At 71.3% G+C, this 20545-nt stretch carries 16 protein-coding genes; 5 read left to right on the top strand and 11 right to left on the bottom strand.

Features of this window, described 5'->3' with window-relative positions; translation table 11 throughout:
- The first annotated feature begins 272 nt into the window (after nucleotides 1-272).
- From metX to RH864_RS08175, 4 genes are all read left to right on the top strand, one after another.
- Nucleotides 273-1478: a homoserine O-acetyltransferase MetX gene (metX, locus tag RH864_RS08160; RefSeq protein ID WP_396129955.1), complete on the top strand. Its 1206-nt coding sequence runs from the start codon at nucleotides 273-275 to the stop codon at nucleotides 1476-1478.
- A gap of 100 nt (nucleotides 1479-1578) precedes the next feature.
- On the top strand, nucleotides 1579-2736 hold the full coding sequence (locus tag RH864_RS08165; protein ID WP_310517045.1) for a sensor histidine kinase: 1158 nt from the start codon (nucleotides 1579-1581) through the stop codon (nucleotides 2734-2736).
- Nucleotides 2733-4040, top strand: a complete 1308-nt coding sequence (locus tag RH864_RS08170; RefSeq protein WP_310517046.1) for a hypothetical protein — start codon at nucleotides 2733-2735, stop codon at nucleotides 4038-4040. Before RH864_RS08165 ends, RH864_RS08170 begins: the two co-directional genes overlap by 4 nt.
- Nucleotides 4041-4691 carry a response regulator transcription factor gene (locus RH864_RS08175; protein ID WP_310517047.1) on the top strand — a complete coding sequence of 217 codons (651 nt, stop codon included), beginning with the start codon at nucleotides 4041-4043 and terminating at the stop codon, nucleotides 4689-4691.
- 39 nt (nucleotides 4692-4730) lie between these two features.
- Here the strand turns inward: RH864_RS08175 and RH864_RS08180 are convergent, their stop codons facing one another.
- The 8 genes from RH864_RS08180 to guaB1 form a co-directional block, all read right to left on the bottom strand.
- Entirely contained in the window at nucleotides 4731-6002 is a 1272-nt protein-coding gene (locus tag RH864_RS08180) for an MFS transporter (RefSeq protein WP_310517048.1), read from the bottom strand.
- A gap of 85 nt (nucleotides 6003-6087) precedes the next feature.
- Nucleotides 6088-6390, bottom strand: coding sequence for a thiamine-binding protein (locus RH864_RS08185; RefSeq protein WP_310517049.1), 303 nt, complete (start codon nucleotides 6388-6390; stop codon nucleotides 6088-6090).
- Nucleotides 6390-7694: a glycosyltransferase 87 family protein gene (locus tag RH864_RS08190; protein ID WP_310517050.1), complete on the bottom strand. Its 1305-nt coding sequence runs from the start codon at nucleotides 7692-7694 to the stop codon at nucleotides 6390-6392. The genes RH864_RS08185 and RH864_RS08190 overlap by 1 nt, the downstream gene beginning before the upstream one ends.
- Before the next feature lie 105 nt (nucleotides 7695-7799).
- On the bottom strand, nucleotides 7800-8666 hold the full coding sequence (locus tag RH864_RS08195; RefSeq protein ID WP_310517051.1) for an ADP-dependent NAD(P)H-hydrate dehydratase: 867 nt from the start codon (nucleotides 8664-8666) through the stop codon (nucleotides 7800-7802).
- Nucleotides 8667-8711: 45 nt separating this feature from the next.
- Entirely contained in the window at nucleotides 8712-9095 is a 384-nt protein-coding gene (locus tag RH864_RS08200; RefSeq protein ID WP_310517052.1) for a VOC family protein, read from the bottom strand.
- Nucleotides 9096-9166: 71 nt separating this feature from the next.
- Nucleotides 9167-10204: a hemolysin family protein gene (locus tag RH864_RS08205; protein WP_310517053.1), complete on the bottom strand. Its 1038-nt coding sequence runs from the start codon at nucleotides 10202-10204 to the stop codon at nucleotides 9167-9169.
- The gene (locus RH864_RS08210) at nucleotides 10201-11532 is read right to left on the bottom strand and encodes a hemolysin family protein (RefSeq protein WP_310517054.1); all 1332 of its coding nucleotides are present in this window, start codon (nucleotides 11530-11532) and stop codon (nucleotides 10201-10203) included. Before RH864_RS08210 ends, RH864_RS08205 begins: the two co-directional genes overlap by 4 nt.
- A gap of 114 nt (nucleotides 11533-11646) precedes the next feature.
- Complete coding sequence (gene guaB1 / locus RH864_RS08215; RefSeq protein ID WP_310517055.1) at nucleotides 11647-13086, bottom strand: GMP reductase; 1440 nt, start codon at nucleotides 13084-13086, stop codon at nucleotides 11647-11649.
- Between the two features lie 170 nt (nucleotides 13087-13256).
- Between guaB1 and RH864_RS08220 the strand changes: the two genes are divergently transcribed.
- Nucleotides 13257-17030: a multifunctional oxoglutarate decarboxylase/oxoglutarate dehydrogenase thiamine pyrophosphate-binding subunit/dihydrolipoyllysine-residue succinyltransferase subunit gene (locus tag RH864_RS08220; RefSeq protein WP_310517056.1), complete on the top strand. Its 3774-nt coding sequence runs from the start codon at nucleotides 13257-13259 to the stop codon at nucleotides 17028-17030.
- Nucleotides 17031-17150: 120 nt separating this feature from the next.
- On the opposite strand, the gene RH864_RS08225 is transcribed toward RH864_RS08220, so the two are convergent.
- The 3 genes from RH864_RS08225 to RH864_RS08235 all read right to left on the bottom strand — a co-directional run bounded on the left by RH864_RS08225 (nucleotide 17151) and on the right by RH864_RS08235 (nucleotide 20458).
- The gene (locus tag RH864_RS08225) at nucleotides 17151-19505 is read right to left on the bottom strand and encodes an MMPL family transporter (RefSeq protein ID WP_310517057.1); all 2355 of its coding nucleotides are present in this window, start codon (nucleotides 19503-19505) and stop codon (nucleotides 17151-17153) included.
- A 75-nt stretch (nucleotides 19506-19580) separates the two neighbouring features.
- On the bottom strand, nucleotides 19581-19838 hold the full coding sequence (gene rsrA / locus RH864_RS08230; RefSeq protein WP_310517058.1) for a mycothiol system anti-sigma-R factor: 258 nt from the start codon (nucleotides 19836-19838) through the stop codon (nucleotides 19581-19583).
- Complete coding sequence (locus RH864_RS08235) at nucleotides 19835-20458, bottom strand: sigma-70 family RNA polymerase sigma factor (protein ID WP_310517059.1); 624 nt, start codon at nucleotides 20456-20458, stop codon at nucleotides 19835-19837. The genes rsrA and RH864_RS08235 overlap by 4 nt, the downstream gene beginning before the upstream one ends.
- Nucleotides 20459-20545 lie beyond the last annotated feature (87 nt).

The following is a 20545-nucleotide window of genomic DNA, read 5'->3' on the forward strand; positions in this document are numbered from 1 at the left end:
AACCCCCAGGAGCCGAAACTGAATTACTCAGTCCAACTCCCGGGGGTCAGTTCACGGTGCTCCGAGGCATCCGCTCGTCCGGGGCATCCGCGCCCCGTCCACCGACCCGTTTCCTTGCTCAGGAAGATCGCCGCAGCGAACGGCGAGCCGCACGTTCGATCGCGGCGCGTCGCAGCATTCTTCCTGAGTGAGAAAAGCGCCCGCGGCCGCGGTCCGCGCGGGGGCACGTAACAATGCCGATCGTTCTGCCGATGTCCGCGAGAATCGAGAGCATGGACTGGCAGCGGATGGCGGAGGCGGAGCCCGCGCGGCGCGCACCCGCGCTGCCGACGCCGGTCGCGCCCGGCCGGGCTCCGGCGACGGGGGCCTGGCGCGAGGGTGACCCGGTCGGCCACCGCCGGTTCGTGCGCATCGGCGAGCTCGCGCTCGAGTCCGGCGCGACGCTGCCCGACGTGCGGATCGCGTACGAGTCCTGGGGCGAGCTCTCGCCGGCACGCGACAACGTGGTGCTCGTGCTGCACGCGCTCACGGGCGACGCCCACGTGCGCGGCCCGGCCGGGCCCGGCCACCCGACCGCGGGCTGGTGGTCCGGCATCGTCGGTCCCGGGCTCGCCATCGACACGGATCGCTGGTTCGTGGTCGCCGCCAACGTGCTCGGCGGCTGCCAGGGCACGACCGGCCCCTCGTCGTTCGCCCCCGACGGCGTCGAGTGGGGCCCACGCTTCCCGTTCCTCACGATCCGCGATCAGGTGCGCGCGCAGCAGCGGTTCGCCGAAGAGCTCGGCATCGACCGGTTCGCCGCCGTCGTCGGCGGCTCGATGGGCGCGATGCACGCGCTCGAGTGGGCCATCATGGCTCCAGAGGCCGTCGAGCGGGTCGCGGTGCTCGCCGCGCCGGCGGCCGCGACCGCCGACCAGATCGCCCACAACTCGATGCAGATCGAGGCGATCCGCGTCGACCCGGCGTTCCGGGGCGGCGCGTTCTACGACGCGATCGACGGCGACGGCCCGAGCCGTGGCCTCGCGCTCGCCCGCCGGCTCGCGATGCTGAACTACCGCACCGCGGCCGAGCTCGACGAACGCTTCGCGCGCAGCTGGCAGTCGAGCATCGATCCGCTCGGCGGCGGCGGCCGGTTCGCGGTCGAGTCGTACCTCGACTTCCACGGCAACCGGTTCACCCGTCGGTTCGACGCGAACAGCTACCTCGTCCTGACCGAGGCCATGAACTCGCACGACGTGGGCCGCGGCCGTGGCGGTGTGGCGAACGCCCTCGCCCGGGTCACGGCTGCGAGCCTCGTGCTCGGCATCGACAGCGACCGTTACTTCCCGCTCGCCGGTCAGCGCGAGATCGCCGCGCTGCTTCCGCGGAGCGTGCACGGCGACGAACCCGTCGTCGTCTCATCCGAGTTCGGACACGACGCGTTCCTGATCGAGGACGCCGCCGTCGGCCGAGCGCTCGGCGAGCTCTTCGCCGCGTGACGGGCGGACGTGCTTCTCCGCTTACCGACGGCGAGGTTGTACGCTCGGTCCAAGGGCGGCACTCGTCGGCGCCTCGATCGATCGCGCGTTTGGGGGTGTAGTGAAGCGCATCCACAAGGAACGCGACCGGCTGCTCCGGCGCGTCTCGCGGGTCACCGGGATCACCGGCGCCGCCGTCGCGCTCGCCTGCCTCCTCGTGCCCGGCACGCTCTCCGGTCTGCTCCTGCTCGCGGCCGCGGCTGCGGTCGCGGCGGTCGGCGCCTTCGTGTTCCTCGCGACGCAACGCGGCTCGCTCGTGCTGTCCGCAGCCGCGGTCGCGGCCTCGATTGCGGCGATCGCGTTCATCGGCAGCGACGCGGGCGCCGACCCGGTCGCGCTCGCCGCGATCTCGTCGATCGCGGGGGTCGCCGCGGCCTCGACCGCCATCCCCGTCATCGTGCGACGGCACGGCATCGCCCTCGCGGTCACGTTCGCGGTGTCCGTCATCGTGACCCTGTGGGTGCTCGCGCTCACGGGCGAACCGGTCGCCACGCCCATCCTCACCGCGATCGCGGGCTGGCTCGCGTGCGGCGCACTCGGGATCTGGATCGACCGCGCCATCGCGCGGACCGCCGAGCGCATCGCCGAGGTCGGGCGCGCGCACGAGGCCGAGCGGCTGGCGAGCGAGCTCGAGGCGCAGCAGCGGCAGGACGCGCGCGTGCTGCACGACACCGTCCTGGCGACGCTCAGCCTGCTCGCCCACTCGGGTGTCGGGGTCGGGCCGGCCGCGCTCCGCCAGCAGGCCGGCGACGATGCCCGGCTGCTGCGGCTGCTCAGGCTCGGAGCCCCGCTCGACAGCGGCGGCAGCTCGATGTTCTCGCCCGACCAGGACGCCGACGCACTCGGCACGACGTTCGAGTCGGTCCGTCAGCGGTTCGCCCGCATGGGGCTCGACGTGAACTGGCACGGTGCCGGTCAGCTGGTGCTCCCGCGGGACACGCTCGACGCGCTGCTCGGCGCACTCGGCGAGTGTCTCGAGAACGTCCGCCGGCACTCCGGCGTGAACGAGGCCGACGTCACCGTCACCGACGACGACCACACCGTGCGGGCGATGGTCTCGGACGCGGGGACCGGGTTCGAGCCCGCACTGATCGACTCGGGACGCCTCGGATTCGCCGAGTCGGTCGTGGGCCGGCTCACGTCGGTGGGCGGCCGCGCCCGGGTGTTCTCATCGCCGGGTGCGGGCACCACCGTCATGCTCGAGGTGCCGAAGCCATGACCGGCGGATTCGATGAGGCGACCGCCACGGCGGGCCGCGAGCAGAGCTTCCGGCGCCCCGCGCGTTCGGCGCGTGCGGCGGTCGACGCGTACGGCAGCCACGGCGGCACGCGGCTCGCGCTCGGTGCGGCGGTGGCCGCGGGCATCCTCATCGCCGCGCAGCTCGTGCATGCCGTGGCGATCGCCCCGTACTTCCCGCCCGGCCCTGGTCCGTGGCCCGCATGGATCGCGCTCGCAGTGGTGCTGGCCGCCGGCGTGACCACCGTCGCCGCGCTCTCCTACCGCGTGCCCGACTGGCTCTTCGGCCTGATCCTGGTCGCGCTGGCCGTGCCGGTCGTGCTCGATGTGGCGACGACCGCGACGCTGCTGCATGTCGGGGTGACCGCGACCGCGGCTCCCGCCGCGGCCATGGTGCTCATGCCGGTCGCGGCGCTTCGCGGCACGGCCGGCCCGCTCGCCGCGACGTCGGTGCTGGCGGGGGCGCTCGCGGTCGAGGCCCTGCTGCAGCTCCCGTCGGCGGGCCGGAGCGTGGTGTTCGGGCTCGCGGTCGCGGGCACGGCGCTGCTGCCGGTGGCGCTCACCGTGATGACGGTGCGCGGGTTCCGGCGGCTCGCGCGCCGCGAGGTCGACCTGTCGCTCGTGCAGTCGACGGTGGCCACGCCGCGCACCGCGGTGGGCATGCGTGCATCCGAGGAGCTCGCGCAGCTCGACTTCGACGCCGAGTCGCTGCTCGAGGACGTCGGTGCGGGGCGGGTGGCGATCCCGCTGCCCCCGGACAAGGCCGAGCTCGCGGGCCGGCTCGCGGCGCGACTGCGCATCCGGCTCATCGAGGGCCGGACCGATACGTGGCTGCGGCACGCGGTCGCCGAGTCCGCCTACCTGTCGGGGCGCGTCGAGGTCACCGACCCGAACGGGCTCGCCGGCAAGCTCACGCCGGCGCAGCGCGAAGGGTTGCTTTTCGCGCTCTGGCTCATCGTGGGCGAGCGCTCGCGACGGGCTTCGGCGCGCGCGACCGTGCGGGTGGGCCAGATCGACGCGCAGGCGGGACTGCCCGCCGGGTTCGCCGATGCCGGCGGCGCGCGCGGCGACGACCCGTACGGGGACCTCGGCATCGCGATCGGCATCTCGGGCGTCGCCCTGCGTCAGTTGGACGCGGCGATGTGGGATGCGGTCGAGAGCGTCGGGACCCACCGCACGACCACCGACGCCGAGCGCCTCCGCGTCGATATCCTCTGTCGAACCGACCAGCCGTCGCGCGCGTCCATCATGACGCGGGAACGCGGCGCGCGAACGAGGGAAACCTGAATGCCCGATTCCACCGCCCCCATCCGTCTGGCGATCGTCGACGACCACCGCATGCTGCTCGGCGCACTGAGCGAGTGGCTGCGCGGCGCAGCGCCCGACATCGACGTCGTCGCGGCCGTCCCGTCGTGGTCGGAGCTGCTCGCGCATCCCGCGTTCCCGGTCGATGTCGTGCTGCTCGACCTGGATCTGAAGGACAACATCCCGGTCTCGCTGAAGCTGTCGATGCTGAAGTCGGCGGACGTGCAGACCATGCTGATCAGCACCTACTCGGAGCCGGCCGTCGTACGTGAGGCGCTGAGCGCCGGGGCGCTCGGCTATCTGCCGAAATCGGAGCCGGTCGAGACGATCGTCGAGGCGATCCGGGCGGCGAAGCTCGGCGAGTCGTATCTCACGCCCGAGTTGCAGGCCACGCTCATCGAGGACGGTCTCGGCCCGAAGCTCTCGGCGCAGGAGCGCCGGGTCATGGCGCTCTACGGCGCGGGTCAGCCCGTCAAGGCGGTCGCGTTCCAGCTCGGCATCTCGGAGGAGACGGCGAAGAGCTACCTCAAGCGCATCCGCGAGAAGTACCGCGTCGCGGGCTACGACGTGGGCACCAAGGTCGCACTGCGCAAGCGCGCGATCGCCGACGGGATCCTGCTGCAGAGCGACTGACCGGGTCGAGCCGGCTCGCGTGGGCCGCCGCCGCGACGCCTAGTCCAGGGCGGGCGTCGCCGCGGTCGTCACCGACACCACGACCCCACGCCGACGGCGGGCCCGGTCGAGCCCGAAGCTCGCGACCGCGAGGCCCAGGCCGACGATGGTCAGCACCAGCCCGATCCACACCGGCGCGACGTACCCGAGGCCGCCCGCGATCGCGAGACCGCCGAGGAGCGCACCGAGGCTGTTGCCGATGTTCAGCGCCGAGTGGTTGAGTGCGGCGGCGAGCGATTGGCTGTCGCGAGCGACGTCCATGAGGCGCGCCTGAATGGTGGGCGAGAGCGCCGACGAGGCGCCCCCGATGAGGAACAACCCGGCGAACAGGCCCACCGGGTGAGCCGCGGTCAGGCCGAGCAGCACGAGCGCGCCCGCGAGCACGACGAAGAACACGTACATCGCGCGTCGCACGCTCCAGTCGGCGAGCCGGCCGCCGATGAGGTTGCCGATCGTCATGCCGAGCCCGACCGCGATGAGCGCGATCGGCACGAGGTCTTCGGCGAGTCCGGTGACGTCGGTCGCGAGCGGTGCGACGTAGCTGTACACGGCGAACAGCCCGCCGAACCCGATCGCGCCGATCCCGACGGCGAACCAGACCTGCGCGCGTCCGAACGCCGCGAGCTCGCGCCGCATCGTGGCTGCGGCGTCGCCCGGCTGCCATGGCACGGCGGCCAGCACGGCGACGAACGTGAGCGCGAAGATCGCCGCGACCGCGAGGTAGGCGACGCGCCATCCGGCGACCTGTCCGAGCCACGTGATCGCGGGCACGCCGATCACGTTCGCGATCGTGAGCCCCGAGAGCACGAGCGCGACCCCTCTGGCGCGTTTGCCGGGCCCCATGAGACTCGCCGCGACCAGCGAGGCGATGCCGAAGTATGCACCGTGCGGGAGCGCCGACACGAACCGCGCGATGAGGACGAGCTCGAAGCTCGGAAGCAGGGCCGACGCGACCGTGCCGAGCGCGAACGCCGTGATCAGCCACAGGAGCAGCCGCTTCCGCGGCCACCTGGCCGCGGCAGCCGCGATCGTGGGCGCGCCCACGACCACGCCGGCGGCGTAGGCGGAGATGATCCAGCCGGCTCGCGCGTTCGCCTCCTCGGGCGAGGTCGCGTAGAGCCCGGGCATGAGATCGGACGCGATGTTCGGCAGCAGGCCCATGGCGACGAACTCGGTCGCGCCGATGCCGAATCCGCCCAGGGCAAGCGCGAGCAGGGCGACACGAACACGGGCCGGCGACCACGTCGTCGGCCCGTCTGAGGTGAGGGTCACCGGTCGATCATCTCACGATTCGAATCGATTCGATCACGCCGAGGTTGGACGCCCCCGACGCGCATCGGCGCTCCGCCTCACCCGATCACGCGTCGAGTGCGGCCTCGAGTCGCTCGAGCTTCCCGTCGAGCTCACCGCGATACCCCGGCCGGATGTCGGCCTTCAGCACCAGCGAGACGCGCGAGCCGAACTCCCCGACCGCCTCGGTCGCGCGGCGCACGACGTCGAAGACCTCGTCCCACTCGCCCTCGATCGTCGTGAACATGGCGTCCGTGTGGTTCGGCAGGCCCGACTCGCGGACGATCCGGACGGCCGCGGCGACCGCGTCGTGCACGCTTCCGTCGGTGCGACCGGTGCCGCTCGGTGCCACAGAGAATGCGACCAGCATCATTCCTCCCCGGTGCGGACCGAGGCGGCCGGCCGAATGCCGCCGCCGGTCGCGGCCCGCTCGGTTCCAGCCTGCCACAGCGAGCGGATGCCCCAGCCGAGCAGGAGCACGAGGAGCGCCGACTTGCCCGTGAGCAGGAGCACCGAGCCCGGGCTCGCGGCCAGCAGCCACCCGTACCAGTAGGGGTAGATGAGGTGCGTGAACAGCGCGACGAGACCCGCGAGCACCGCGGGCAGGGTGAATCGCCGGGGCGCCGTCGCGAGCCCGAGCACGATCGGTGCGGCGAGCCAGGTGGCGAACTGGGGCGAGCCGACCTTGTTCGCGAGCATGAGCACGATGACGAGCGCAAGGGCGAGCGGAGCGAGGATGCGGCCGATCGGCGCGCCGCGCCTGACTGCGCGGATGCCCACGAGCGCGACGGCGAGCACGCCGAGCGCCATGAGCGGCGTCGTCAGCGCCGCGGCCGTCGCCACTCCGGGCCCGGTGATCTGGTAGGTCAGGATGTCGCGGTCGTACTCGATCTCCACGCCGCGCGTGCCGGCCACGATCTGCCAGAGCCAGGGCACGCCGATGGGCGCCTCGACCTGGAGCCCGCGCCCCGCCTGCTGTCCGATGAAACCGAAGACGTTCAGACCCGACCCCGCGAGCAGGCACACTCCGATGATGCCGACGCTGAGCGCGACGGCGACGGTCACGATCTCGAACCGACGCCGGTGCGCGATGACGAGCGCGGCGAGGAGGGCGGCCGGCCAGACCTTGACCCACGTCGCGACGGTGAGCAGAGCGGCGGCGACCCGCGGTCGCCCGGCGGCGAGCAGCAGCCCGACGAGCGCGATCGGCACCGTGACCGCATCGATGCGGCCGAGCGCGATCGGCCCGAGTGCGGCGAGGAAGCCGAGCCACCACCAGGCGGCGACCCGGCGCGGGCGCGACCAGCGTCGCCGGCCGAGCAGTACGGCGAACGCGATCGCGTCGAGGAGCGTCATGAGTGCGAGCCAGGTGACCGGGTACCAGGAGACTCCGAATGCGAGCGACGCCGTCATCGGTGCGAACGCGAGGATCGGGTAGACCCATGGCGCGTCGATGCCGACGCGCAGCCAGCCGTTCGCCGCCTGCTGCGTCCACATGAGGTAGACGCTCTCGACGTCGCCGAGCGGCCAGCCCGGCGCGAACAGGTTCAGCGCGGCGAGCGCCGCGTGCACGACCGCGAACGTGACCCAGAGCGCGGTGCGGCCGGCCAGCCCGCGGCGGATCACGCCCCGGTGCGGCGCGGCGGATGTCTCGCTCACGCCCCCTGCCGTCATGGCAGCGATCCTAACCGAGCCGGTTCCCGGCGATCGGATCGTCATATATCGCCGCGTGCCTTGCGCCGACGTCGAGTCTCGATGCGCGTCTTCGTGCCTCTGGCGCTACTCCACCGGCGTGGAGCTCGCGAGCAGCCGGCCGATCACGGACGGGACGGCCTCCGCGACGTCGAGCGCGGCGATGGGGCCGCCGTCGACGCGCTCGCTCGCGAGCCGGCCGGCCTCGCCGTGCACGAACGCGGCCGTCGCGGCGAGCCTGGTCAGCACCGTGGCATCCGTCATCACCTGATCGTGGTGGCTCGCGACGAGCGCGCCCAGCACGCCACCGAGCACGTCACCCGTGCCGGCCGTGGCGAGCCAGTGCGTCGGCGCGTGCACGCTGAGCCGGCGGCCGCCGGGGTCCGCGACGTGGGTCACGGCACCCTTCAGCAGGACGACGACGCCGAGCTCGCTCGCGGCGTGCGCCGCCCACCCTGCGGGGTTCTCGAGCACGGCGTCCTTGGTCGTGCGGATCTCGCGCGAGACCAGGAGCTTCGCGAGCTCCCGCGCGTGCGGCGTGATGACCGTCGGCCCGTTGTGCGTGCCGACCAGGTCGAGGCCGCCGGCATCGAGGACGACGGGCACACCGGAGGCGAGCGCGTGCTGCAGGTCGCCTGAGAGCACGAACGTGCGGTGCGAGGCATCCATGCCCGAGCCCAGCAGCCACGCCTGGACGCGACCCGACTGCGTGACCGTCTCGGGCCGCCGGAGCAGCACCGCGGCCCTGAGCGGTCGCGGGCCGATGTACCTGACCATGCCGATGCCCGCCCGGTGGGCGGCTTCGACGCCGAGCACCGCGGCGCCCGGGTACTCGGTCGATCCGGTGAGTACCCCGAGCACCCCGCGGCGGTACTTGTCGTCATCGGCCTCGGGTCGCCGGATCCAGCCGGCGGCGTCGGCCGCGGTCCATTCCTGCCACGCGGCGTCATCCATGCCACCACCCTATGGGCCGGGCGGCCGCGGCGGGCGGCGTCGCCGTCAGACCTGCACGCGATCCCCGATCGCGACGATGTTGCCCTCGCTGTCGGTGAACCAGGCGGTGCGGAGCCCGTCGACCTCGGCCACGTCATCGACCGTGGTCAGGCCCGGCAGGTCGTACTGGTTGAACTCGATCCCGAGCCCGCGGAGCCGCTCCATGTCGCCGTCGAGGTCGTCGCTCTCGATGCCGAGCACGGTGTTCTGCGCGGTCCCGGCGAACTGGGTGCGATACACCAGCACCCGGACCCCGCCGATCGTGATGAAGAACGCCTCGTCTTCGAGACTCATCTCGGGGTCGTTCCCGAGCAGGTCGGTCCAATACCGTCGAGCCCGGTCGAGGTCGGAGGCCGGCAACACCGCGTACGCTGACGCATTCTCGAACATGACTCACCCTCGATTCCTCGGGTCGGTCGGGAGTCTACGCCGGAGTCACCGCGTCCGCCTCAACGAGGGGTTCATCGGCGCCTCGTCGCGTCCTGCACCTCCCCCACCAGCTCCTCGATGATGTCCTCGAGGAAGATCACGCCCGTCGTCGCGCCCTGCTCGTCGAACGAGCGGGCGACGTGGGTGCCGAGCCGGCGCATGGTCGCGAGCGCGTCCTCGAGGTCGGTGCCGCCGAAGATGGACACCAGTCGCCGCACGCGCTTCGCGGGCAGCGGATGGTCGAACTCGCCGTTCTCGAGGTCGATCACGTCCTTGAGGTGGACGTACCCGGCCGGCTCGCCGTCGGCACCGAGCAGGACGTATCGCGAGAACCCGTGCCTGGCGACCGCACGCTCGACGTCGGCCGGCGTCGCCTCGGGCGGCAGGCTCACGAGCTGCGTCATCGGGACGGCGACGTCGCTCACGCGCTTAGTCGTGAACTCGAACGCCGCGGTGAGCGTGCCGCTCGCGTCGTCGAGCACGCCCTCACGCCGTGAACGGTCGACGATGGTCTGCACCTCTTCGAGCGTGAACGTCGAGTTGGCCTCGTTCTTCGGCTCGACGCCGAACAGCCGCAGCACGCCGTTCGCCGTGGCGTTCAGCGCGACGATCGCGGGCCGGAAGACGCGAGCGATGAACACCAGCGGCGGCGCGAGCAGGAGCACGGCCTTGTCGGGCAGCGAGAACGACAGGTTCTTCGGCACCATCTCGCCGAACACCACGTGCAGGTACGACACCAGCACGAGCGCGATCACGAACGCGATCGTGCCGATGACCTCCTCGGACCAGCCCGTCAGGTGCAACGGGATCTCGAGCAGGTGGTGGATCGCGGGCTCCGAGACGTTCAAGATCAGCAGCGAGCAGATCGTGATGCCGAGCTGGCTCATCGCGAGCATGAGCGTCGCGTGCTCCATCGCCCACAGCGCGGTCTTCGCCCGGCGGCTGCCGCGTTCGGCGAGCGGCTCGATCTGCGAGCGTCGTGCCGAGATGACGGCGAACTCGGCGCCGACGAAGAACGCGTTGCCCGCGAGCAGGACCACGAGCCAGGCGAGGCCGATCCAGTCGCTCATCGCAGCCCCTCCCGGGTGTCATCGGTCTCGTCGGGTGCGGGATCGGGGATGAACCTCAGCCGGTCGATCCGTCGGCCCTCCATGCGCTGCACCTCGAGCCGGCCGCCTTCGGCGGGCACCCCGTCGCCGACGACCGGCAACCGCCCGAGCTCACTCACGACGAAGCCGGCCACGGTCTCGTAGTCGCCGTCCTCCGGAACGCGGATCCCGGTCCGGTCGAGCAGCTCGTCGGGACGGAGGATGCCGGGGAAGCTGATCTCGTCGCCACGGCGTACGATGCCGGCTCGTGCCCGATCGTGCTCGTCGGCGACCTCGCCGACGAGCTCCTCGACGAGGTCTTCGAGCGTCACGACGCCCGCCGTCCCCCCGTACTCGTCGACCACGACCGCCATCTGATACCCACGACCGCGCAACTCGCCGAGCAGCGTGTCCAGGGTCATCGTCTCGGGGACGCGCACGACCTCGGTCTGCAGGGCCGACGCCGGCACGTCACTCCGGCGCTCGCGCGGCACCGAGACAGCCTGCTTCACGTGGACGACGCCGACGATGTCGTCGAGGTTCTCCTCGTAGACCGGGAATCGCGAGTACCCCGTCTGGCGTGCGAGATCGAGCACGACCTCGGTCGACTCGGAACGCTGCACGGCGGCGACGCTCGGCCGGGGCGTCATCACATCTGAGGCGTCGTGCTCGGAGAACCGCAGCGTCCGGCCGAGCAGGGTCGCCGTGTCCTGCTCGAGCAGCCCGGCGCTCGCCGAGCGCCGCACCAGGGACGACAGCTCCTCGGCCGAACGGGCGCCCGAGAGCTCCTCTTTCGGCTCGATGCCCATCGCGCGGAGGAGGGCGTTCGCCGATCCGTTCAGGAGCGAGATCGCGGGCCGGAAGACCCACGTGAACGCGGTCTGGAACGGGATGACGACCTTCGCCGTCGCGCGCGGCAGCGTGAGCGCGAAGTTCTTCGGCACCAGCTCGCCGATGACCATGGACAGGAGCGTGGCCACGACCATCGCGGTGATCGCCCCGATCGGGCGCACGAGCGCCTCGGTCAGACCGAGCGACGTGAGCGGCCCCGCGAGCAGCGACGAGATCGCCGGCTCCATGGTGTACCCCGTCAGCAGCGTCGTGAGGGTGATGCCGAGCTGCGCGCTGGACAGGTGCGTCGAGGTGATCTTCAGCGCGGCGATCGTGAGGCCGAGCCGCGTCTCGCCTTTGGCCCGCCGCGCCTCGAGGTCGGCGCGGTCGAGGTTCACGAGCGCGAACTCGCTCGCAACGAACAAGCCCGTGCCGATCGTGAGCAGGAGTCCGATGGCGAGCAGGATCCACTCAGACATCGGCGGCTGCCCGACCGGTCACGGGCGAGGGTCTGTGCCCGGGTGAGGTCGAAGAGGGAGGTTCGTCCATGGTCGCCTCAGTCTATCGAGTTCGCACGTCCCGAGACCGCGCGGTCACCAACTGACCGGCAGCGCCTTCCCCTCCTCGTACCCGGCCGCCGACTGGATGCCGACCCTGGCCCGCTCGCGGAACTCGGCGAGGGTGCGCGCGCCCGCGTACGTGAACGAGCTCCTGACGCCCGCGGTGATCATGTCAAGCAGGTCCTCGACCGACGGTCGCAGCGGATCGAGATAGATCGAGGACGACGAGATGCCTTCCGCGAAGAGCTCGCGGCGAGCCAGCTCGTACGGCGAGAGCCGATCGAACCGCTCGCGCACGGCCTTGGTCGACGCCATGCCCCAGCTCTCCTTGAACGCGCGGCCGGCGTCGTCGACGCGGAGCATGCCGGGCGCCTCGATGGTTCCGGCGAACCAGGACCCGACCATCACGGCGGAGGCACCGGCGGCCAGCGCGAGCGCGACGTCGCGCGGGTACCGCACGCCGCCGTCGGCCCACACGTGCGCGCCGAGTTCGCGCGCCGCCTCCGCCGTCTCGAGCACCGCGGAGAACTGCGGCCGGCCGACGGCCGTCATCATGCGCGTGGTGCACATCGCCCCGGGGCCGACGCCGACCTTGAGCATGCTCGCGCCGGCGTCCACGAGGTCGGCGACGCCGTCGGCGGTGACGATGTTGCCGGCCGCGATCGGCAGGCCGAGTCCGAGCTCGCGGACCGCGCGGATCGCGCGGAGCATCCCGTCCTGGTGCCCGTGCGCGGTGTCGACGACGAGCAGGTCGACACCCGCGTCGGCGAGGGCCTTGGCCTTGCCTGCGACGTCGCCGTTGATGCCGACCGCCGCAGCGACGCGCAGCCGCCCGTCCCGGTCGACGTTCGGCGCGTAGATGGTTCCGCGCAGCGCACTGCGCCGGCTCAGGGTGCCGACGATCCGGCCGTGGCGCAGCACGGGCGCGAACTCGAGACCGGCCTCGACCATGAGGTCGAACGCGGCCCGCGGCGAGTCGGCCTCGTCCGCGTCGATCGAGGCGAGCTCGCCGTGCACCAGGTCGCCGAGCCGGGCGTCGGGCAACGCGGTGCCCAGGCGTTCGGCCGGGATGCAGCCGGCGAAGCCGCCGGCGTCGTCCTCGAGCACGACCCCGTGGCCCGGCGCGGCGGGCAGCGCGAGCAGCACCTCCGCGGCGGACGCATCGGGCGAGAACACGTGCGGGGTGTCGTAGGCCACGGGCTGCGACTTGACCCACCGGATCGCCTGGGCCAACTCATCCACATGCAGATCCTGCGGGAGCACGCTGAGCCCGCCGCGCCGGGCCAGCGTCGCGGCCAGCCGGGGGCCCGTGACCGAGTTCATGTTGGCCGAGATCACGGGCACGCTCGCCCCCGAGCCGTCGTCGGTCGCGAGCGAGACGTCGAGCCGGCTCGACACCCCGGACCGGCTCGGCACCAGAAACACGTCGGAGTAGGTCAGATCGTGGGTCGGCGCCGTCCGGTAGAACTCCATGCATTCCACGCTACCTCGCCCGGTTGCGGACGCGGCGCGGCGCGGTGTGCCGAGGCGAGGCGGGCGGGGGTTAGGCTTGTTCATTGGGTGGTCGGGTCCAGCGCATCCGCGTGTCGTGGCTCATCGCCGTGTAGGCAACGAGCGTCAACGGAGAGAGTGGGCGAGAGGCTGTGTCGAGCCAATTGACCGGGTCGGGTTCTGAAGAACACACCGCGGCGGAGTTCGGAGCCAATGAATGGCTCGTGGACGAGATGTACGAGAAATACGTCGCTGATCCCTCGACGGTCGACCGGACCTGGTGGCCGGTCCTCGAGCAGTACCACCAGTCCAAGACGCAGGGCGCCGCCGACGGGCAGCCTGCCCCCACCTCGGCAGCCCCCGCCGAAGCATCCGCCCCGGCCGAGGCATCCGCCACCGAGGCCGCCGCCGCACCCGCGGCGAGCGACGCACCGGCCGCCGAGCCCGCCCCGATCACGGCGCCCGCGCCGGTCCTCGGGCAGGCGCCCGCCGCACGGACCACCTCGCAGGCCCCGCGCCCCGAGCCGGTCCCGGCCGATGTGCCCGTCACGAGCCCGCAGCCGGTCGTCGCCGACGAGGAGCGCCACGACGAGGTCGTGACCCTCAAGGGCATGCCGAAGGCGCTCGCGGCCAATATGGACGCGTCGCTCACGGTCCCGACCGCGACGAGCGTGCGCACCGTGCCCGCGAAGCTCATGATCGACAACCGGATCGTGATCAACAACCATCTGCGGCGTTCGCGCGGCGGCAAGATCTCGTTCACGCATCTCATCGGCTGGGCGCTGATCCAGGCGCTCAAGGAGTTCCCGAGCCAGAACGTCTACTACTCGGAGCCCGACGGCAAGCCGTCGCTGGTCCGCCCCGCGCACATCGGCCTCGGCATCGCGATCGACCTGCCGAAGCCCGACGGCACGCGCGCACTCCTCGTCCCGGCCATCAAGCGCGCCGAGACGATGACGTTCAACGAGTACCTCGCGGCGTACGAAGACCTCGTCTCGCGCGCCAGGAACAACAAGCTCAAGGCCGACGACTTCCAGGGTGCGACCATCTCGCTGACGAACCCCGGCGGCATCGGCACCGTGCACTCGGTCCCGCGCCTCATGAAGGGGCAGGGCTGCATCATCGGCGCCGGCGCCCTCGAGTACCCGGCCGAGTTCCAGGGCTCGAGCGAGAAGACGCTCGCGAACCTCGCCGTCGGCAAGACCATCACGCTCACGTCGACGTACGACCACCGCGTGATCCAGGGTGCCGGGTCCGGCGAGTTCCTGAAGAAGGTGCACGAGCTGCTCATCGGGCAGCGCAACTTCTACGAGGACATCTTCGCCGCGCTCCGGCTGCCCTACGAGCCGATCCGGTGGGCGCCCGACATCAACGTCGACCTGGCCAGCGCGATCGACAAGACCTCGCGTGTGCAGGAGCTCATCAACGCGTTCCGCGTGCGCGGCCACCTGATGGCCGACATCGACCCGCTCGAGTACGTGCAGCGCTCGCACCCCGACCTCGACCTCGAGAGCCACGGCCTCACGTTCTGGGACCTCGACCGCGAGTTCGTGACCGGCGGCTTCGGCGACACCCGCACGGCGCTGCTGCGCGACATCCTCGGCATCCTGCGCGACTCGTACTGCCGCACGATCGGCATCGAGTACATGCACATCCAGGACCCGGTGCAGCGCAAGTGGATCCAGCACCAGGTCGAGCGCAAGTACGAGAAGCCGAACCACAACGAGCAGATGCGGATCCTCCGCAAGCTCAACGAGGCCGAGGCGTTCGAGACGTTCCTGCAGACGAAGTACGTCGGCCAGAAGCGGTTCAGCCTCGAGGGCGGCGAGTCCGTGATCGCGCTGCTCGACGAGATCCTGCAGGGCGCGGCCAAGGAGGGCCTCGACGAGGTCGCCATCGGCATGGCGCACCGCGGCCGGCTGAACGTGCTCACGAACATCGCCGGCAAGACGTACGGTCAGGTCTTCCGCGAGTTCGAGGGCACCGCGAGCGCGCACGGGTCTGGCGACGTGAAGTACCACCTCGGCACCGAGGGCACCTTCACGGCCGACGAGGGCGAGCAGATCACCGTCTCGCTCGCGGCGAACCCGTCGCACCTCGAGGCCGTCGACGGCGTGCTCGAGGGCATCGTCCGCGCGAAGCAGGACCGCAAGCCCATCGGCACGTTCTCGACCCTGCCGATCCTCGTGCACGGCGACGCCGCGATGGCCGGTCAGGGCGTGGTCGTCGAGACCATGCAGATGTCGCAGCTGCGCGGCTACCGCACGGGCGGCACGATCCACGTGAACATCAACAACCAGGTCGGGTTCACGACCGTGCCGGGCGACGCGCGCTCCTCGATCTACTCGACCGACGTCGCGAAGACGATCCAGGCGCCCATCTTCCACGTGAACGGCGACGACCCCGAGGCCGTCGTCCGGGTGGCCGAGCTCGCGTTCCGCTACCGCCAGGAGTTCAAGCGCGACGTCGTCATCGACCTCGTCTGCTACCGCCGGCGCGGCCACAACGAGGGCGACGACCCGTCGATGACGCAGCCCCTCATGTACAACCTCATCGAGGCGAAGCGTTCGGTGCGCAAGCTCTACACCGAGGCGCTCGTGGGCCGCGGCGACATCACCGAGGCCGAGTACGAAGAGGCGCACCGCGACTTCCAGGACCGCATGGAACGCGCCTTCGCCGAGACGCACGCGGCGCAGACCGGGGCGATCCCGATCGTCGGCGGCTCGGGCGCCGACACCGACGGCGGCGCCGAGCCGGCCGCGGGCGAGCTCGAGACCACGGGCGTGCCCGTCGAGGTCGTGCACGCGATCGGCGATGCGTTCAACAACAAACCCGCCGGGTTCACCGTGCACCCGAAGATCCAGCAGCTGCTCACCAAGCGCTACGAGATGAGCCGCAACGGCAAGATCGACTGGGGCTTCGGCGAGCTGCTCGGACTCGGCTCGCTGCTGCTCGAGGGCACCCCGGTCCGGTTCGCCGGCCAGGACGCCCGGCGCGGGACGTTCGTGCAGCGCCACGCGGTCGTGCACGACCGTGCGAACGGCCAGGAATGGCTGCCGCTGCAGAACCTGTCGGAGAACCAGGCGAAGTTCTGGATCTACGACTCGCTGCTCAGCGAGTACGCCGCGATGGGCTTCGAGTACGGCTATTCGGTCGAGCGGGCCGACGCGCTCGTGCTGTGGGAGGCGCAGTTCGGCGACTTCGCCAACGGCGCGCAGATCATCATCGACGAGTTCATCTCGTCGGCCGAGCAGAAGTGGGGCCAGCGGTCGAGTGTCGTGCTGCTGCTCCCCCACGGGTACGAAGGCCAGGGCCCCGATCACTCGAGCGCACGCATCGAGCGGTACCTGCAGCTGTGCGCCGAGAACAACATGACCGTCGCGCGCCCGTCGACCCCTGCGTCGTACTTCCACCTGCTGCGCCGTCAGGCCTATGCGCGCCCGCGCCGCCCGCTCGTGGTGTTCACGCCCAAGGCGATGCTGCGGCTGCGCGGCGCGACGAGCGAGGTCGCGGACTTCACGACCGGCAAGTTCGAGCCGATCATCGACGACGCGCGCATCACCGATCGCGCGGCCGTGAAGCGGGTCGTGTTCCTCTCGGGCAAGCTCTACTACGACCTGCTCGCCGAGCTCGAGAAGAACCCGAACCCCGAGATCGCGCTCGTCCGCCTCGAGCAGCTGTACCCGCTCGCGGCGACCGAGCTGAAGGCGATCGCCGACTCGTACCCGAACGCGGAGCTGGTGTGGGCCCAGGACGAGCCCGAGAACCAGGGCGCGTGGCCGTACTTCATCATCGAGACGAACAAGCTCGGGCCGCGCGAGGTCCGCGTCGTGGCCCGCGCCGCGGCGGCCTCGCCCGCGACCGGGTCGGCCAAGCGCCACGCGGTCGAGCAGCAGGACATCGTGCGCCGCGCGCTCACCCTGTAGCGCGATACCACCACACGAAGAGAGCGGATGCCCCGGGGCATCCGCTCTCTTCGTCGGTCGAGTAGCGCGCGAGGAAGGTCTCGATACGGCGCTGGCGCGCCGAGATCTCGATACGCTGCGCTACTCGATCCGGCGCTCGACCGGCGAGGGGGCGCTCACTCTCTCGCGCTCGACCGGCGAGGGGCGCTTCCGGCTGAGCTTCGACGGCCACCAGATGACCCGCCCGAGGTCGTACGCGAGCGCCGGCACCAGCAGAGTGCGCACGAGGAACGTGTCGAGCAGCACACCGAACGCCACGATGAACGAGATCTGCACCAGGAACAGGATGGGCAGCACGCCGAGCGCGGCGAACGTCGCGGCGAGCACGAGGCCGGCCGAGGTGATCACGCCTCCGGTCAGGCGAAGGCCGCGGACGATCCCGGGACGGGTGCCGAGGAGCGCCGATTCCTCACGCACGCGGGTCATCAGGAAGATGTTGTAGTCCACGCCGAGCGCGACGAGGAACACGAACGCGAACAGAGGGACCGACGGATCGGCTCCCAGGAAGCCGAAGATCCCGTTGAACACGAGCGCCGAGACGCCGAGCGCCGCCGCGTACGACAGCACCACGCTCGCGATGAGCAGCACGGGCGCGACGATCGCGCGCAGCAGCAGCATGAGGATGAGCAGGATCGCGACGAGGACGAGCGGGATGATCAGCGTCCGGTCCGCGATCGACGCCTCGACGGTGTCGAGTGCGACCGCGGTCGGCCCGCCGACGAGCACGTTCTGACCGACCTCGTCGAGCTGCCGGCGGAGGTCGGCGACCGTCGCCTCGGCCTCGAGCGAGTCGGACGGGTCGGCGAGGGTGACCTGCAGCAGCACCTCCCCGTCGACGACGGTCGGTTCGGGCACGGGAGTGCCCGGAGGCCCGAACGCCTGGACGCCCTCGGCGGTGACGGGCGCCTGACCGGCGGGTGAGTCGGCGGCGAGCACCGCAACGGATTCGACCCCGTCGGCGTCGAGCGCGACGCCGGCCATGGCCTGCAGGTCGGCCTCGGGGCCGATGACGACCGCGGGCGTCCCCGAACCGGCCGGGAAGTGCTCACCGAGCAGCCGTTGTCCGTCGCGCGCCTGCGACTGCCCGAGCACGAACTCGCTCGACGCGACACCGTCGGCCTTCAGCTGCGGCAACCCGAGGCACATCGCCGCGAGCACGAGCACCGAGGCGATCCACACGGTCCGCGGGCGGCGGGAGACGAGGCGGCCGACGGCCGCCCAGACCCCGCGTTCACGGGCCTGCGCCCCGGCGTGGGCGCGGTCGGTGACGGGATCGATGACGGATGCCCCGCCCGGCGACTCGGCGAGGGATGCCCCGTCCGCGGCCGGCTCCGATGAGGCCTCGACCGAGGCATCCGCTCGCCCAACCTTGCGCGGCCAGAACGCGACCCGCCCGGCCCAGAGCAGCAGCGCCGGCAGCAGCGTGAGCGCCGCCAGGAGCGCGAAGACGATGCCGATCGCGGCGACCGGCCCGAGGATCTTGTTCGACGTCAGCTCGCTCGCGAGCAGGATGAGCAACCCGACGATGACCGTCCCGCCGGAGGCGACGATCGGCTCCCAGGCGCCCTTGAGGGCCGCCCAGGTCGCATCCCATTTCCGCTCGTGGTGTGCGAGGGCCTCCCGGTAGCGGGAGATGTACAGCAGCGCGTAGTCCGTCGCGGCGCCGATCACCAGGATGAACAGGATCCCCTGGGTCTGCCCCGAGATCGGCAGCACATCGGCGGCCGCAAGCGAGACCACGACCAGGACAGAGGCGCACAGCGCGGTGAGGCTCGTGAGCAGCACGATGAACGGCAGCAGCGGAGACCGGTACACGATCACGAGGATGACGAACACGGCGGCGAGCGCGACGGCGAGCAGCAGCCCGTCGATGCCGCTGAACGCGCCGGCCAGGTCGGCCGTGAAGCCCGCGGGACCCGTGACGGCCGCCTCGGTGCCCGGAACGGGTGACGTCTCGAGCAGTCCGCGCATCTCCTCCACGACGTCGCGGGGCCCGCCCTCGCCGTCGCCCGAGTCGATCGACGCGACGAACTGCGCCGCCTCACCGTCGTCGCTCACGATCACCGGTGAGGTCTCGTCGTCGACGACGCCCTCGATCTGCAGCACCTCGGCGCGAAGGTCGTCGACCGCCTGGAGCTGCGACTCGTCGAGCTCGTCTTCGGACGCCACGACCACGATCGCCGGGATCGCGTCGGAGTCGCGGAACGCGGCCTGCAGCTCGTTGACCTCGGTGGCCTCGGCGGACGCCGGCAGGAACTGGGCCTGATCGTTCTCGACGACATCGGAGAGCGAACCGAACGAGGCGCCTCCGGCGCCGAACAGCGCCAGCCACACGAGGATGAGCACGGCCGGGATCCCGGCTCGGAGCCAGACCGGCACGCGACCGGCTCGATGGCGGTGGTGCGGGTGGTGTTGGCGGTGCTCGGTCGTGTCCATCGGAGACGACGCTACGCGGAGTCAGCCGATCCGCGCCTCCACCGAACGGTTGAATGCGTCAGCCGGCTGAACGCGTCAGTCGACGACGAGGACGCCGTGCGCCTGGATCTCGCGGATCCGGGTGAGCACGACCGTGCGCAGCTCCTCGGGTGCGTTCTCGCGGCACGCGCGCTGCACCACCTCGGTGATGGTGATGCCCACCCGGAGCTCGGCCGAGCAGTCGGGGCAGTGCTCCATGTGCTCGCGGATGTCTGCCGCGTCCTCCCGGCACAGCTCGTTGTGCAGATACTCCTCGAGCTCGGCTCGGGCCTTCTCGCAACCGCAGTCGGTCATCTCTTGCTCCTGGTGGGTCGGTCGGCTACGGCGAACCCCTGGTCGCGGGCGTAGTCGGCGAGGGACTCGCGAAGCAGACGCCGGCCACGGTGCAGGCGGCTCATCACGGTCCCGATGGGGGTGTTCATCATGTCGGCGATCTCCTGGTAGGAGAAACCCTCGACGTCGGCGAAGTAGACGGCGAGGCGGAAGTCTTCGGGCAGCGCCTGCAGCGCGTCCTTCACCGCACTGTCGGGCAGGTGGTCGATCGCCTCGGCCTCGGCCGACCGGCTCGAACGCGCGGTCGTCGACTCGGCGCCGCCGAGCTGCCAGTCCTCGAGCTCGTCGATCGTGCCCTGGTACGGCTCGCGCTGCTTCTTGCGGTACGTGTTGATGAAGGTGTTCGTGAGAATGCGGTACAGCCACGCCTTGAGGTTCGTACCCTGGGTGAACTGGGCGAAGGCGGCGTACGCCTTCACGAACGTCTCCTGGACGAGGTCTTGCGCGTCTGCCGGGTTCTTCGTCATGCGGAGCGCCGCGGCATACAGCTGATCGAGGTAGGGCAGCGCCTGCTCCTCGAAGAGCTCGCCCAACGGGCGATCCGCTTCGGTCGCGACGGGCTCCGTCTGGTCGGCAGTCATCACCGGCCATCCTAGATCGTCCGGCGCCCGGAGACCCCGGACCGGCACGGTCGGCGAGGCCACCGACCGTTCGAGCACACTGATCGT

It is taken from the genome of Agromyces aerolatus (assembly GCF_031432255.1).
Taxonomy (GTDB): domain Bacteria; phylum Actinomycetota; class Actinomycetes; order Actinomycetales; family Microbacteriaceae; genus Agromyces.

Bases quoted from the DNA above. Each gene is read 5' to 3' on its own strand.
- metX (WP_396129955.1), top strand. From the start codon at position 273: ATGGACTGGCAGCGGATGGCGGAGGCGGAGCCCGCGCGGCGCGCACCC.
- RH864_RS08170 (WP_310517046.1), top strand. From the start codon at position 2,733: ATGACCGGCGGATTCGATGAGGCGACCGCCACGGCGGGCCGCGAGCAG.
- RH864_RS08175 (WP_310517047.1), top strand. From the start codon at position 4,041: ATGCCCGATTCCACCGCCCCCATCCGTCTGGCGATCGTCGACGACCAC.
- RH864_RS08185 (WP_310517049.1), bottom strand. From the start codon at position 6,390: ATGCTGGTCGCATTCTCTGTGGCACCGAGCGGCACCGGTCGCACCGAC.
- RH864_RS08190 (WP_310517050.1), bottom strand. From the start codon at position 7,694: ATGACGGCAGGGGGCGTGAGCGAGACATCCGCCGCGCCGCACCGGGGC.
- RH864_RS08195 (WP_310517051.1), bottom strand. From the start codon at position 8,666: ATGGATGACGCCGCGTGGCAGGAATGGACCGCGGCCGACGCCGCCGGC.
- RH864_RS08200 (WP_310517052.1), bottom strand. From the start codon at position 9,095: ATGTTCGAGAATGCGTCAGCGTACGCGGTGTTGCCGGCCTCCGACCTC.
- RH864_RS08205 (WP_310517053.1), bottom strand. From the start codon at position 10,204: ATGAGCGACTGGATCGGCCTCGCCTGGCTCGTGGTCCTGCTCGCGGGC.
- RH864_RS08210 (WP_310517054.1), bottom strand. From the start codon at position 11,532: ATGTCTGAGTGGATCCTGCTCGCCATCGGACTCCTGCTCACGATCGGC.
- guaB1 (WP_310517055.1), bottom strand. From the start codon at position 13,086: ATGGAGTTCTACCGGACGGCGCCGACCCACGATCTGACCTACTCCGAC.
- RH864_RS08225 (WP_310517057.1), bottom strand. From the start codon at position 19,505: ATGGACACGACCGAGCACCGCCAACACCACCCGCACCACCGCCATCGA.
- rsrA (WP_310517058.1), bottom strand. From the start codon at position 19,838: ATGACCGACTGCGGTTGCGAGAAGGCCCGAGCCGAGCTCGAGGAGTAT.
- RH864_RS08235 (WP_310517059.1), bottom strand. From the start codon at position 20,458: ATGACTGCCGACCAGACGGAGCCCGTCGCGACCGAAGCGGATCGCCCG.